This window comes from Rhizobium sp. R711 (assembly GCF_002211365.1).
Classification (GTDB): Bacteria; Pseudomonadota; Alphaproteobacteria; order Rhizobiales; family Rhizobiaceae; genus Rhizobium.
This window is the reverse complement of record NZ_LOKZ01000023.1, coordinates 317,643-332,741: the sequence shown is the minus strand read 5'-3', so window position 1 is coordinate 332,741 and position 15,099 is coordinate 317,643. Positions and strand designations below refer to the sequence as shown.

11 protein-coding genes are annotated in these 15,099 nt (G+C 58.9%); 9 read left to right on the top strand and 2 right to left on the bottom strand.

From position 1 onward, the window contains the following. Positions 1–161 precede the first annotated feature (161 nt). Both ATY80_RS19700 and ATY80_RS19695 read left to right on the top strand, forming a co-directional pair. Entirely contained in the window at positions 162–1,883 is a 1,722-nt protein-coding gene (locus ATY80_RS19700) for an adenylate/guanylate cyclase domain-containing protein (RefSeq protein WP_088694005.1), read from the top strand. Then, on the top strand, positions 1,880–2,758 hold the full coding sequence (locus ATY80_RS19695) for an FkbM family methyltransferase (RefSeq protein ID WP_088694004.1): 879 nt from the start codon (positions 1,880–1,882) through the stop codon (positions 2,756–2,758). Before ATY80_RS19700 ends, ATY80_RS19695 begins: the two co-directional genes overlap by 4 nt. Here the strand turns inward: ATY80_RS19695 and ATY80_RS19690 are convergent, their stop codons facing one another. Next, complete coding sequence (locus tag ATY80_RS19690; RefSeq protein ID WP_088694003.1) at positions 2,759–3,238, bottom strand: class I SAM-dependent methyltransferase; 480 nt, start codon at positions 3,236–3,238, stop codon at positions 2,759–2,761. A gap of 125 nt (positions 3,239–3,363) precedes the next feature. Here ATY80_RS19690 and ATY80_RS19685 point away from each other — a divergent pair, with 125 nt between their 5' ends. Beyond that, positions 3,364–4,542 (top strand): DUF3095 domain-containing protein, encoded by a 1,179-nt coding sequence (locus ATY80_RS19685; RefSeq protein ID WP_088694002.1) that lies wholly within the window; start codon positions 3,364–3,366, stop codon positions 4,540–4,542. Here ATY80_RS19685 and ATY80_RS19680 read toward each other — a convergent pair. Further along, positions 4,532–5,884: a nucleotide sugar dehydrogenase gene (locus ATY80_RS19680; protein WP_189637216.1), complete on the bottom strand. Its 1,353-nt coding sequence runs from the start codon at positions 5,882–5,884 to the stop codon at positions 4,532–4,534. The two genes, ATY80_RS19685 and ATY80_RS19680, sit on opposite strands and share 11 nt — an antisense overlap. A 431-nt stretch (positions 5,885–6,315) precedes the next feature. Here ATY80_RS19680 and ATY80_RS19675 point away from each other — a divergent pair, with 431 nt between their 5' ends. The 6 genes from ATY80_RS19675 (at position 6,316) to ATY80_RS19650 (ending at position 15,087) form a co-directional block, all read left to right on the top strand. Continuing rightward, the gene (locus tag ATY80_RS19675) at positions 6,316–7,662 is read left to right on the top strand and encodes an adenylate/guanylate cyclase domain-containing protein (protein WP_088694000.1); all 1,347 of its coding nucleotides are present in this window, start codon (positions 6,316–6,318) and stop codon (positions 7,660–7,662) included. Positions 7,663–7,815: 153 nt separating this feature from the next. Continuing rightward, positions 7,816–9,708: an ABC transporter ATP-binding protein gene (locus ATY80_RS19670; protein WP_088693999.1), complete on the top strand. Its 1,893-nt coding sequence runs from the start codon at positions 7,816–7,818 to the stop codon at positions 9,706–9,708. Further along, positions 9,702–11,612 carry an ABC transporter substrate-binding protein gene (locus tag ATY80_RS19665; protein ID WP_088693998.1) on the top strand — a complete coding sequence of 637 codons (1,911 nt, stop codon included), beginning with the start codon at positions 9,702–9,704 and terminating at the stop codon, positions 11,610–11,612. The genes ATY80_RS19670 and ATY80_RS19665 overlap by 7 nt, the downstream gene beginning before the upstream one ends. A 3-nt stretch (positions 11,613–11,615) precedes the next feature. Next, positions 11,616–12,614: an ABC transporter permease gene (locus ATY80_RS19660; protein ID WP_088693997.1), complete on the top strand. Its 999-nt coding sequence runs from the start codon at positions 11,616–11,618 to the stop codon at positions 12,612–12,614. After that, positions 12,615–13,787 carry an ABC transporter permease gene (locus ATY80_RS19655; RefSeq protein ID WP_088693996.1) on the top strand — a complete coding sequence of 391 codons (1,173 nt, stop codon included), beginning with the start codon at positions 12,615–12,617 and terminating at the stop codon, positions 13,785–13,787. It begins immediately after the preceding gene. A gap of 91 nt (positions 13,788–13,878) precedes the next feature. Continuing rightward, complete coding sequence (locus tag ATY80_RS19650; RefSeq protein WP_088694090.1) at positions 13,879–15,087, top strand: glycosyltransferase family protein; 1,209 nt, start codon at positions 13,879–13,881, stop codon at positions 15,085–15,087. Positions 15,088–15,099 lie beyond the last annotated feature (12 nt).

The window sequence follows — 15,099 nt, the reverse complement described above, 5'->3', positions numbered from 1 at the left end:
TCAATCGATATCTGTGCTTGCCACTAGAAATTCCGCTATCGGCTTCCTTAAGTTCTGCTGATAAGCATGTGAAGGGCGATCGCAATCGGAGTGGCGGCAATTCCATCTCAATTCCGTCCTCTCTATTGTATTTGTCATCTGGTATTCAAGAACGGGAATGAATGGCGACGGTCGCTGCCACCAGTATTTTTTCAGAGCGCTCGATCAGAAGAGCCAGACTTGGTTCCGGCCTCGTCATGTTTCTGTTTGTCCTGCTGCATCTGTCCAACCATGCGCTCGGCCTGATTTCGGTCTCGGCAGCCGACGACGGACGAAGGATCTTCCTGGCGATCTGGCGCAACCCTGTCGGAACGCTGGTGTTTTACGGGGCTGTCCTTGTCCATATCATGCTGGTTTTGCGCTCTGTATACAGGCGCCGGAGCCTGGTCATGCCGGCCGCCGAGATGGCCCAGATCGTGCTCGGGCTTTCCATTCCGCTTTTGCTGATCGACCATGTCGTCGGCACACGCATTGCCCATACGCTGTTTCAGCATCGGGACGACTACGAGACGATCGTTCGCCTGCTCTGGATCACCTCGCCTGGTAACGGGTGGCGTCAGGTCATTGCGCTCATTGCCGTCTGGATCCACGGCTGCATCGGCCTGCACTTCTGGCTGCGTTACCGGCCCTGGTACGACAGTGTCGCCGCAATGCTGCTCGCCGTTGCGATCCTCCTGCCGGTGCTTGGCTTGCTCGGCTTTATCGAAATGGGTCGCACGATTGCCGAACCTGCCTACGAGGGCATGGTCGATACGCAGCGCTATCAGGAAAATCTCAACATCCGCTATTATTCCGACCCGCAAGCACAGCGGCAGATCGCGATGATCCGGGCCGGCCTTTACGGGTCGTTTTCCGGCGCGCTGCTGATCGTCGTCGGTGCACGCACCTGGCGACGGTGGAGGGAGCGGGTCAATCAAATTACCGTGCGATACCCAGGCGGCGAGGCGATCAGCGTGCCGCGCGGCTTCACGGTTCTGGAGGCAAGCAGGCTTGGCGGTTTGCCGCACTATTCCGTCTGTGGCGGCAAGGGGCAATGTTCGACTTGCCGCGTCCAGATTCTCTCTCGCAATGACGATCTGCCGCCGCCCGACAAGCTGGAGCAATCGACGCTCAAAAGGATCAAGGCCGCGTCCGACGTGCGCCTTGCCTGTCAGCTGCGACCGACGCATGACGTGACTGTTGCACCGCTGCTCGTTGCAGCACCGGAGACGACATCGCCGCCCAACACCCAGGAGACGAGCCCGGGACGTGAACGCGAGATCACCGTCCTGTTCTGCGATATCCGTCATTTCACCTCATTGACGGAAACGCGACTCCCCTTCGACATCGTATTTCTGCTCAACCGCTATTTTGCCTTGGTCGGCAATGCCGTCGAGAAAGCTGGCGGGCGGATAGACAAGTTCATCGGCGATGGCGCCATGGCGCTTTTTGGCATTGGCAGTTCCCAGGAAGAGGCCTGTCGCCAGGCGCTTGCCGCCGCTGCAACCATCGTTCGTGACATAAAGAAGCTTGGAGCAGAACTTTCGGACGAACTCTCCATGCCGCTTCACATTGCCATTGGCATTCACACAGGCCCCGCGGTCGTCGGAACGCTCGGCTATGGTCGGGTGCGCAGCGTGACCGCAATCGGAGACACGGTCAACGTTGCAAGCCGATTGGAGACAGCTGCAAAGGAATTCGATGCAGCCATCGTCATTTCCGAAACGGTCGCGAGCCTTTCAGGCGCTGATATGGCCGGTGTGGAAAGTCGCGAAATCAGCGTGCGCGGTCGTGCTTTGCCCTTGAAAGTCTATGTCATTCCGAGTGAAAAAGCCGGCGCACTGGTCGAAGGAAATGATGCATGAGGAGCCGCGGCTGGCTCAAGGCCAAATTCTGGCACAAGCGCCTGCGTAAGGCTTGCAATGCTGTCGCAAGCAGGTTCTTCAATACCCGCACCGGCAGGCGTCTGCTGATCGAGAACATCGGGCCACGGGTCGTATCGATGACCGTCGATGCGGGCGATCATCTGATGACCTTTTCGCCGTCCGACTACATCGGCCGCAAGATCTTTCGAAAGGGGCACTTCGAGCGGGAGCATGTCGACCGGCTGATCACGGTGCTGCGTGAGCGCGGCCTCATGCGCAAGCACGGTTATCTTCTCGAGATTGGTGGCAATATCGGAACGCAGACCGTCTACTTCGCGCTGAGCGGCGCCTATGCCCGCATCGTCAGCATCGAACCCGATCCGCGCAACTTCCCGCTGCTGCGGAAAAATATCCGCCAAAACAAGCTCGATGGAATGGTGACGCTGGTCAATTGTGCCGCTGGAGCAACCGCCGGCGAGATCGACTTCTTCATGAACGCCAACAATCATGGAAAAAGCAGCGTCTATCGAAAGAGCGCCAGCGATGAGAAGACAAGCGTCCCGGTCAAGCCGGTGACGCAGGTCCTCGACGAGCTTTCTATCGATCCTGCCGCTATAGGCCTCGTCTGGATGGACATCGAAGGCTATGAGCCGGTCGCCTGTCGCTCGATGCTGCCGCTCCTGTCGCGCCGCGTCCCACTTTACATGGAGTTCACGCCCCTCTTCTACGGCCCGGAGCCGACGCGTGAATTCATCGAGACCCTTGCCAGTTTCTATGAGAATTGTCTGGTCTTTTTCGAGGGGGACGAACAGGAAATGAAGGTCGTCGACCTGCCCGGCAGCATTCAACAGTACGACGTGCTGTTTCTTCCCTGATTATCTCCGTCGATAGAGATAATAGCGGCCTTCCTTCACACCTGCAGGAAGCGCCAACGGGGCAAGCTCCGGACGGTCCAGCGGCAGACCGCTGACCGCAATTCCGTCCTTAACAAGGACGCCGGCCATCAGTTGCGGAAGCCATGTCAGTGTGACAGCGTCAATATCGTCATGACCGGTGCCGATATCGGCATGCGCAAGCGCTGCCCCGATACCGACGAAAGCCTGGCCGGATGTTCGGATATCGCCTGTTACCATATTCTCTGCCGGCGGCGTGGAAGACGAATACGAGCGAACCTCGCGGTCGAAGGCAATAATGCGACGTTCCGGAAAAAGCTCGCGCAGGTGATCGTAGGTGCGGCCGTTGCCAAGGCCAAATTCCAGCACCGGGCCTTCGGTGCCGTTCACAAGCTCGACGATCGCATTGAGGATATCGCGCTGGGCCGCCAAACGGCGGATGAAGCTGTCCAGACGGCTCATCTATGGTCTTGTCCATTCAATCGTTTTTCGACAGCGGTGCTAGCACATGAAACTGCAGGAAGTCGATTGCCGTAGTTGCAAAATGGCGTTGCAGTCACAGCAGGCGTCTGTGCTAGTCTTTTGAGATGACCGACGTATCGAACGAGAGATTCTTTGCCGATGTACCCGTCTTCACCGATTTCGAGCGGGTGACGGACACGAGCAACTATCACCCGCTGCCGGATGGCTGGTTCCTGGCGCTGGCTGACATCGTCAGCTCGACGCAGGCGATTGCGACCGGCCGTTACAAGGACGTAAACATGGCTGGCGCCAGCGTCATTTCAGCGATCTTGAATGCGGTTGACAAGGGCGACTACCCCTTCGTGTTCGGCGGCGACGGTGCCGTGGTCGCACTGCCTGGGAAACTGGAAAATTCGGCGCGCGGTGCACTTGCGGCGGCGCAGCGATTTGTCGAGGAGGAAATGGGTCTGACGCTGCGCATCGCAGTTGTACCGATCGCAGATATTCGCAAGGAAGGTCTTGACGTTCGCGTCGCGCGTCATGCCGCCAGTCCGTTCGTCAGCTATGCAATGTTTGCCGGGGGTGGAGCGAGCTGGGCCGAGCGCCAGATGAAAAATGGCCGCTATGGCATCGAACCCGCACCGTCAGGCGCGCGGCCGGATCTGACCGGCCTGTCGTGCCGCTGGAGCCCGATCGCGGCGCACAACGGCGAAATCGTCTCCATCATCGCCGTACCGGCCGAAGGCGGTCGGCCGACCGCAGAATTTCGCAAGCTCGTGATGGACGTCGTGGCGATCTCCGCCGAGCAGGGGCGCGGCGGCCACCCGATCCCCGCGGACGGTCCGGAATTTGCCTTTTCGATGAAAGGCGTCGATCGCGAGGCGCGGGCGATAGCTCCCCCGCACAAGCGCTTGAGACAGAAGCTGTTCATCCTCCTTCAGATCGTCCTTGTGATCGTCCTGCATAAGCTCGGTGCCAAGCTCGGTCGCTTTGATGCCCGGCGTTATACGCGCGACGTTTCGGGCAATTCCGATTTTCGCAAGTTCGACGACGGCCTGAAGATGACGATTGACGTCGACGCGGACCATCTTTGTCGTATTCAGGCGCTCCTGGAGGAGGCAAAGGTAAAGGGAATTGCCCGCTATGGCCTGCACCGGCAGTCTTCTGCGCTTATGACCTGTTTCGTTCCGACACCGCTCTCGCGCGATCATGTGCACTTCATCGACGGGGCCAGCGGCGGCTACGCTGTTGCGGCGAGCCAGATCACGGGAAAGCAGCTGTCGGGCGTGGATATCACGCCTTGAGGATGTGGGCGGCGGATAGTCCGAGACGCGCGAAGACATTGCGGGTGTCGACGATCAGCGGTGCACTGTTTGCGATCATCGCGTAGTCGATGTGATCGTGATCAGTCGCCACCAGGACGGCGTCGTAGGCTCCCAACCCTTCCTGTGCGAGGTCGACCGACTTGCGGCCTTTTAAGTGCTGGTACTCGCGCGTCGAGGGTATCTCGCCAACATGGGGATCGTGGTAGTCGGCCCTGCCGCCCCGCTCTTCGATGATCTCCATGAGGCGAAGCGAAGGGCTCTCGCGAATGTCGGCGACATTCTTCTTGTAGGCAAGGCCAAGAACCAGCACGCGTGAGCGACTGAGGGCCTTGCCGGAGCGCATGTCAAGTGCTTCGGCAAGCTTGCCGACGACGTAGCGCGGCATTGCCGAGTTGATCTCGCCGGCGAGCTCGATGAAGCGCGTCGGCAGCTCGTATTCGCGGGATTTCCAGGTCAGATAGAAGGGATCGATCGGAATGCAGTGGCCGCCGAGTCCTGGTCCGGGATAAAAAGGCATGTAGCCGAACGGCTTGGTCTTTGCCGCTTCGATCACCTCCCAGACATCAACGCCCATGGCGGCGTAGACAGTCTTCAACTCATTGACGAGCGCGATGTTGACTGACCGGAAGATGTTTTCGGTCAGCTTGACGGCCTCAGCCGTGGCGTTCGAAGACACAGGAACCACGGTCTTGACCACTGTGCCGTAAAAGCTCTTCATCAGCGCCAAGGCCTGCGGGCCGTCCCCAGCAACGACCTTCGGGATAGTTGCCGTGTGATAGTGCTGGTTGCCAGGGTCCTCGCGCTCCGGGGAAAAGCCGACGAAGAAATCCCTGCCCGATTTGAGGCCGGTTCTTTCCAGGATGACCTTGACGACATCATCCGTGGTGCCCGGATAGGTCGTCGATTCCAGAACCACAATCTGACCGGACCGCAGATGCTCGGATATCGATCGGGACGTCGCCTCGACAAAGGAAAGATCCGGGTCACGGTGCTTTGTGAGCGGCGTCGGAACGCAGATCACGATGATGTCGCAAGCGGCGAGACCGGCAAACTCCGTTGTGGCACAAAAGCGCCCGGCGTCGATTTCGGCAGCGAGATCGTCGCTTGCGACGGCATCGATATAGGAGCGCTGCGCATCCAGGGAGACGATTTTCTTGGGGTCGATGTCGAAGCCGGTAACAGCAAAGCCGCTGCGGGCAATGGCGATTGCCAAAGGCAAGCCGACATAGCCAAGTCCTATGACCCCGGCTCGGGCGCTACGCGTTTCGATCTTGTTTGAAAGAATGTCAAAGGCGGAGGAACTGGCCAAGGCAGGTCTCATCTCAGTGCTGAAGGTCCTTTGATCTAATGGAAGAGCGGAGCAATTGAAACCCGGGGTCACCGCCCTTTGACGAGATGGTGAAACGCACCGTCCTGCGAGGTGCGCATCCATTGGCCGGGCGTTTTGCCGGTGTGACCAAAAAGACCCGGATACTGCTAGACATTCCATCGCAACGTCAGAAAATGTGCAGATGCCATTGTTTGGCGACGGGCCCATGCCTATTTACGGATAATAGCGAACTGCGAGAAAGGTTACCTGTTCGGCTCGTTATAATAAGGGTTTGACAGGTGCTGCTGCCGGCTCACGGCAAATCGTTGACACAATATTACCGCTCGTCCATCCTCTTTCCCCGCCCTGCGCACGGTGTTGCTGCAGGCAGGGTGCCGACGCTTTTCGGGAATGGACGTGCTTTAATGAGGATACTACCGCGAATGGGCACGATCGAATCCACCGTCTCCACTATTTTGCTGGATCGGGTCGCTGAATGGTTGACGAATTCGTCGTTGGCTGGCGACGACCTCGAGAACATCGTTCGTGGATTTTGCGAGCGCATTGCGGCAGCAGGCTTGCCCATCGTGCGCGTGCATTTGACGTTTTCCATGCTGCACCCGCTTTACGACGCATTGAGCTTTACATGGCGACGGGCAAGCGGCGTCACGATCGAGGGGTTTCGCCACACCGCGGCAGGACAAAAACCAGACCGCTTTCTGCAGAGCCCCTACTACTATCTGTTGGACAACAATCTGCAGCATATTCGCCGCCGGATTCCGGCTGATGGGCCGGCTGAGTTTCCGGTCTTCGTCGATCTCAGGCAGGAGCGCATCACCGACTATCTGGCTTTCGTTCAGCCTTTCGGCGATGGTTCGGTGCAGGGCATGATGGGATCATGGTCGACCGATAGCCCTGCCGGCTTTTCCGACGACATGATCGATGCGCTGCTTCGTATGCAAAACCACCTTGCCGTTGCGGCCAAGATGGCGGTTCTCGGCAAGCTCGCCAACAACATGTTGACGACCTATCTGGGGGGCGATGCGGGCAAGCGGGTGCTGAACGGCCAGATCCGTCGTGGTGACGGCGAGACAATCCGGGCTGCCCTCGTCATGGGTGATATGCGCCAGTCGACCATGTATGCCGAAAAGGAAGGCCGGCAGGCCTACATCGAAACGCTGAACCAGTTCTTCGATGCGATCGCTGCGCCGTTCAACCGCAATGGTGGCGAGATCCTCAGTTTCCTCGGGGACGGCTTCCTGGCGGTCTATCCCTGCGGTCGGCACAAGGATCCGTCGAAGATTGCCTGTCAGGCGGCCCTTTCCGCCGTCCATCAGGCGCAAGCGCGGGTTGCGGAACTGAACCGCGAACGATTGGATGCCGGCCTTAGCAAGGTTTCCTACGGGATCGGCCTGCATGTCGGCAACGTGATGTTCGGCAATGTCGGCCTGAAAGACCGGCTGACCTTTTCTGCGTTCGGCTCGGCTGTCAACGAGGTTCAGCGTCTACAGTCGCTGACGAAGAAATATGCGAGCGAGGTGATCGCAAGTCAGGCATTTGCCGGCTACTGCGGTGGTGACTGGCGCACCTTGGGAGAGGAAAAGCTGCGCGGCGTTCGCCAAAAGGTCACGGTTCTGCAGCCACACGTGCCGGCACCCGTCCTCCATGTCGAGGAAAAATTCCGCGAGGTTGCTCCGACCGGCCTTTCAGAGGCAGAGCAGGTCATTCTGCTTCATCGCGATGCTCGCAAGCAGGCCAATAAACCAACGATCGAGAAGTTCATGCAGTAGCGGTTCGCCGCCTTCAAAACAGGTCCAGATTTTACCTCGCGCTGCACAGCAAATGCGCCGGTTTTTCCGTGTCCGTCATCAACTGGACACCCCGATTGCGGTACGATAGTGTGCCTTGACGGGAACAAAGAAAAACTGGGGAATTTCATTGGTATGGCGTCCGCCTCGGATCTGTTGCGCATCGAGAACCTCGACGTTTCCTTCTCGGTTTTCGGCGATCGCCTGCGCGTCGTAAAGAACGCGAATATTCGTATTTTGCCGGGCAAGGTCACTGCGCTCGTCGGAGAATCCGGCTCAGGTAAATCCGTGATCAGTCAGAGCATCATGGGCATCCTCCCGAATCCGGCCGTAGCCGAGGGCCGTATTCTTTTCACCGACCCCCTGAACGGCAAGACGACGGACATTCTGCGCTACTCGCGCGACAGCGAGGAGATGCGTGACCTGCGCGGCCGCCGCATGGCGACGATTTTTCAGGAGCCGATGACCTCGCTGTCTCCGATTCACACGGTTGGCAATCAGATCAGCGAAGCGCTCCTCATCCACACAGACGCCGATAAAAAGCAAGCGCGCGACAAAACCGAGGAGATGCTGGGTCTCGTCGGCTTTGCCAATCCGAAGCGCACCTTCGATATGTACCCGTTCGAGCTGTCGGGCGGCATGCGCCAGCGCGCGATGATCGCAATGGCACTGATTTGCAATCCGGCGCTGTTGATCGCCGACGAGCCGACAACTGCGCTCGACGTGACCATCCAGGCGCAGATCCTGGAACTGCTGCGCGATCTCCAGCACAAGCTTGGAATGGCGATGCTGTTGATCACACATGATCTCGGCGTCGTCGCCAACATGGCGGACGAGGTCGTGGTGATTTATCACGGCGAGATCATGGAGGCGGGGCCGGTCGAGTCGATCTTCCGCAATCCTCAGCATCCGTATCTCAAGGCCCTGATGGCGGCCGTCCCGCACTTCGACATGAAGCCTGGTGAGCGCCTGAAGGCGCTGCGCGACGTGCCTGTCAACCTCGAATCCCTGATCGGCAAGAAGAAGGTGAAGGCGGAGGGGCCCGAAATCCTGCTTTCAGTCAACAACCTGTCAAAGACGTTCAAGACCCGCAACCGCGGATTGTTTGGGACACGCGAGGCCGCGCTGGTTCACGCCGTCGACGACGTCAGTTTTGATATCCGGCGCGGCGAGTGTCTTGGGCTTGTCGGTGAATCCGGATGTGGCAAGACCACCGTCAGCAAGATATTGATGCGTGCCGTAACCCCGGATGGCGGCTCTGTGATCTTCAACGACGGCAAGGATGTCATCGACGTCTTGTCCGTCTCGGGTGACGATCTGCAGGAATTGCGCACCAAGATCCAAATGGTCTTCCAGGATCCGGTTTCCTCGCTGTCACCGCGCATGACGGTGCGCAACATCCTCAGCGAGCCTCTGGAGATTCACGACCGCGGGGACGGCGCGGAGCGCAAACAGCGTGTGGAGGCGCTGATGGGCGCCATTGGTCTCGACCGGCGCTATCTGAACCGTTATCCGCACAGTTTTTCGGGTGGCCAACGTCAGCGCATCGGCATCGCGCGTGCGTTGGCACTTGGGCCGAAGCTTATCATTCTCGACGAGCCGGTCTCAGCGCTCGATGTTTCCGTTCAAGCCCAGATCCTCAACCTGCTCAAGGACCTGCAGAAGGATCTCGGGCTCACCTATCTTTTCATTTCGCACAATCTGGCGGTCGTCGACTACATGGCCGACCGCATCGCCGTCATGTGCAAGGGGCGCATCGTCGAGATCGCGCCACGCGAGATCATTCTGCGTGATCCCGTGCATCCTTATACCAAGTCGCTATTGGCGGCGGTCCCCTTCCCCGACCTGAACCGGCCGCTCGATTTCGAGGCGCTGAGACGCAATGGCGCTGCGGACAAGCAGAATTGGGGTATCACCTTTACGGCCGAGCATGATGACGCGTCCGAACTGGACTATGCAGATCTCGGCAACGGCCACTTCGTGCGGGCCCGCAAGGGTGCGGACGCAAAGGAGCTCCGTTCATGGTAACGCGGCGCACGTTTCTCGGTGGTCTTGTCGGTTCGGCGGTGCTGCCTTCGCTTGTCAAGGCGGCGGCTGATCGCGACATCGAGCCTGAATTCCTCAGGGACTGGCTGCGCGCCGGGCGTATACCCGCCATGGTGGATCGCCTGCCGACCCATCCACGGATCGTCAACATGAAGGAAGCCGGGCGCCAGCCCGGCGTCTACGGCGGCACGGTGCGCACGATCATCGGCAGCCAGAAGGACATTCGCTACATGACCGTCTACGGCTATTCTCGCCTGGTCGGTTATGACAAGCACCTGATGTTCCAACCGGATATTCTGCTTGGTTTCGAATCCAAGGAAGATACGGTTTTCACCTTTCATCTGCGCGAGGGACACCGCTGGTCTGACGGCGCGCCGTTCACGGTCGACGACTTCCGTTACTGGTGGGAAGATGTGATCCTCAACAAGGAACTGACGCCGGGTGGCGGGGCGCTCGAGCTCAGACCGCATGGCAGTCTGCCGAAATTCGAAGTCGTCGACACTTTGACTGTTCGCTACACCTGGGAGCGGCCCAATCCGATGTTCATGCCGGCGCTCGCCGGTCCGCTACCGCTGGTGATCTTCGGACCCGGGCACTACCTCAAGCAGTTCCACAAGAAATATCAGGACGATTTCCGCCTTTCGGCGTTGATGAAGGAAAACCGCGTGAAGAAGTGGGCGGACCTGCACATCAAGATGTCGCGTGCCTCGCGCCCTGAAAACCCGGACTTGCCAACGCTCGATCCGTGGCGCAACACCACGCCGCTGCCGGCCGAACAATTCGTCTTCGTCCGCAATCCGTTTTTCCATCGTGTCGACGAAAACGGGGTGCAACTCCCCTATATCGACCAGTTCATCCTCAACGTCAGCTCGTCCTCGATCATTGCCGCCAAGGCAGGTGCGGGTGAATCCGACTTGCAGGCCACCGGCGTCGACTTCAGCGACTACACCTTCCTGAAGGACGCAGAAAAGCGGTTTCCGGTCAAGGTCAACCTGTGGAAGCAGGTGCGCGGATCGCGTGTTGCGCTGCTGCCGAACCTCAATTGCGCCGATGAGGTCTGGCGCAACCTCTTTCGCGAGGTCCGGTTCCGCCGCGCGCTGTCGATGGCGATCGATCGGCATGAGATCAACATGGTGGCCTTCTATGGTCTTGGCAAGGCAAGCGCGGATACCGTTTTGCCCGATAGCCCCCTGTTCAGGGACGAATATGCGCAGGCCTTCATCACCCACGACCCGAACGAGGCAAACAGGCTCCTTGACGAGCTCGGCCTGTCGAGCCGCGGTGCCGATGGCATTCGCTTGTTGCCGGACGGGCGCCGCGCCGAAATCACAGTGGAAACCGCCGGCGAAAGCAACCTCGACACTGACGTCCTGGAGTTGGTGCGTGATCATTGGCTTGAGATCGGTCTTGCGCTCTACACCCGCACCTCGCAGCGCGACGTGTTCCGCAGCCGCGCCATGAGCGGCACGATCATGATGTCTATCTGGTACGGCTTGGAAAACGGCGTCGCAACCGCCGATATGTCGCCGGGCCAGCTCGCCCCAACCCTCGACGATCAACTGCAATGGCCGCTTTGGGGGATGTATCACCTGTCTGCCGGGCAGGAAGGCAGCGCGCCCGACCTCAAGGAAGTGCAGCAGTTGGTCGATCTTCTCGAGCAGTGGGGTAATACGTCGAGATTTGAGGAGCGCGAAGTAATCTGGCATCAGATGCTGGCGCTCTATACGCAACAGGTCTTCTCGATCGGCCTCATCAACAGCACGCTGCAGCCGATCGTCAGATCGGCGAAATTGCAGAACGTGCCGGAGCAGGCCCTTTATGGCTTTGACCCAACATCCTATCTCGGCCTCTATATGCCGGATGCCTTCTGGTTCAAGGAGGCTTGAGAGATGCTGAAATACATCCTTTGGCGCATTGCAGCGATGGTGCCCACCCTGTTCATCATCTCGGCGCTGGTCTTCACCATCATCGAGCTGCCGCCAGGTGATTTCTTCGAGAGCCAGATCGCCGAGCTGCGAGCCCAGGGCGAGAGCGCCAATCTTCAGGAAATCGAGGAGCTGCGAAAGCAATACGGTTTCGACAAGCCTGAGATCGTTCGCTACTTCTTCTGGGTCGGCGGCATGCTTCATGGAGACTTCGGCTATTCGTTCGAATACCAGCTGCCGGTGTCGGAAGTCGTTGGCGATCGCCTCTGGCTGACGATCCTCGTCTCCTTTTCCACGATCCTGTTGACGTGGTTGATCGCGTTTCCGATTGGCATCTACTCTGCGACCCACCAGTACAGCTGGGGAGACTACGGGCTGACATTTCTGGGATTGCTCGGCATCGCCATCCCGAACTTCATGCTGGCCTTGATCCTGATGTACTTTGCAAACATCTGGTTCGGAGTCTCGATCGGGCATTTGATGGACCAGAAGTTCCTCAACGAGCCGATGAGCTGGGAAAAGGCCCGGTCGATTCTCTCGCATCTGTGGATTCCAGTCATTATCGTCGGCACGGCGGGAACGGCGGGCATGATCCGGCGGCTGCGGGCCAATCTGCTCGACGAGATGCAGAAGCAATATGTCGTGACGGCGCGCGCCAAGGGGCTTCATCCGCTTCGTGCACTCGTGAAATATCCGCTGCGTATGGCACTCAACTTTTTCGTCGCCGATATCGGCTCGATCCTGCCTTCGATCATCTCGGGCGCCGAAATCGTCGCGATCGTGCTGTCGCTGGAAACGACCGGTCCAATGCTCATCAAGGCTCTGCAAAGCCAGGACATGTATCTCGCGGGGTCGTTCCTGATGTTCCTCGCCTTCCTCAACGTGATCGGGGTGCTTGTCTCCGATATCGCGCTGGGCTTCCTTGATCCACGTATCCGCCTCCAGGGCAGGAGCACCAAATAAATGTCGCCCTTGCCACCGCCCGGCGCGCCGATGCCGCACTACGTTTCGACCGCACCCTTCAATCCGATGGCGACGGAAGGGATGACGGCTGCGCAATCGCGTATCCACCTCGCCTCGCAGAAGCAGTTGATGTGGTGGAAGTTCAAGCAGCACCGGCTGGCGCTTGTCTCCGCCATCTTCCTGCTCGCCATTTATGTCATGATCATTATCGTCGAATTCATTGCACCCTATGGGCTGCATACCAAGAACGTCGACTTCATCCATTCGCCGCCACAGCGGGTCCACTTCTTCGACAATGGCAGGTTTGTCGGCCCGTTCGTCTATGGACGCAGCATGTCGCTCGACCTCGATACGCTCCATCGTATCTATTCCGACCGGCCAAACGATGTGCAGCCGATCCGCTTCTTCTGTCGTGGGGATCCCTACAAATTCTGGGGGCTGGTAAGGTCCGACCTGCACCTCGTCTGTCCCGCAGTCGGCGGGCAGATGTTCCTGCTTGGTACCGATCGTCTTGGCCGCGACGTTCTTTCCCGTATTCTCTACGGCGCACGCATTTCATTGACGATCGGCTTGATCGGTATCGCCATCAGCTTCTGCCTCGGCATCGTCATCGGTGGATTGGCGGGGTATTGGGGCGGCGTCTTCGATCTGATCGTCCAACGTCTCATCGAGGTTCTGCAGTCGCTGCCGAGCCTGCCGCTGTGGATGGCACTGGCGGCGATCATGCCGGTGACGTGGAGTCCGATTGTCATTTATTTCGGGATCACTGTCATCCTCGGGATCATCGATTGGACTGGACTGGCGCGAGCCGTACGCTCGAAGCTGTTGGCCCTGCGCGAGGAGGATTATGTCCAGGCTGCCCAGTTGATGGGCGCCAGCACACCGCGCATCATCGGCCGGCATCTTGTGCCCGGCTTCATGTCCCACCTGATCGCTTCGGCCACGATTTCGATCCCGGGCATGATTCTCGGCGAGACCGCGCTCAGCTTTCTTGGTCTGGGTCTGCGTCCACCGATTACCAGCTGGGGCATTCTCTTGACAGAAGCCAAGAGCGTAAGCGTCATCGCGTTCTATCCTTGGTTGCTTTTTCCGATTATACCTGTCGTTCTGGTGATTTTGGCGTTCAACTTTCTGGGAGACGGCTTGCGCGATGCGGCAGATCCCTACAAATAGCGGCCACCCCCGGCGGAGCTTTGCTCTGTCTTCTGGACGGCCAGCGGAAACCGGCGGTGCTAGTATGAACGACAGCGCAGAAGGAGTGCCCATGGCACGGCGCCTGGAAGACGCCCGCATTCTCATGTACAGTCACGACACGTTCGGCCTCGGTCATCTGCGCCGTTGTCGCGCGATCGCGCATGCGTTGGTCGAGGACTATCGAGGGCTTCACATTCTGATCATCTCCGGTGCGACGATCGCCGGCGCCTTCGATTATCGTGCGCGCGTCGATTTCGTGAAGATTCCAAGCGTGATCAAGCTTCGCAACGGCGAATATACCTCGATGGCGAGCCATATCGATCTGCATGAAACGCTAAAGATGCGAGAGGCAAGTATTCGCCACACCGCAGAAACCTTTCAGCCCGACATCTTCATCGTCGACAAGGAGCCGATGGGACTGAAGGGGGAGGTCGAGGATACGCTCGCCTATCTCAAGGCGCGGGGCGCTGTCCTCGTGCTTGGCTTGCGCGAGATTATGGACGCGCCCCACCTGCTTGATGCCGAATGGAAGCGTAACGGCGTCATGCAGAAGATCGATCAGTATTACGATTCAATCTGGGTCTACGGCCCGCCGGATTTTTACGATCCGCTGGTAGGCCTCGACGTTCCGGCAAGCGTGCGCCGGAAAATGGATTTCGTCGGCTTCCTGCAACGCAGTGTCTCCACGAGCAAGAGCTCGATCAACGCGCGATCGGACAACTACATTCTGGTCACGACCGGCGGTGGTGGCGACGGATCCGATCTCGTGCACGATGTCATGAATGCCTATGAGCATGATCCCACCTTGCAACAAAAGGCCCTTGTGGTCCTCGGCCCGTATATGCCCGCAGCCGAGCGCGCCAAGCTGGTCGCCAAGGGAGGCCGCATTCCCTATATCGAGGTGATCGAGTTCGACAATCACATGGAAGAGTTGATGGTAGGTGCAACCGCCGTCGTTGCCATGGGCGGCTACAACACCTATTGCGAGATCCTGTCGTTCGACAAACCTGCGCTGATCGTGCCGCGGGTGAAGCCGCGAGAAGAGCAGCTGCTACGGGCCCGACGGGCAAGCGAGCTCGGCCTGATCGACGTGTTGCTGCCGGATCAGTCTGCAAATCCAAGGGTCATGTCCGAGGCCCTGAAGCGATTGCCCGATCGCGCGCCACCGTCTGAAAGTGGCTGTACCTTGCAATTAGAGGGCCTGGACCATATCTCGCATACCGTTGGCCATTGGCTGGACGGTCGCGGTCGTCATTTGTCTGTCGTCGGAGCCGAGTGAAGGCCAGAACCC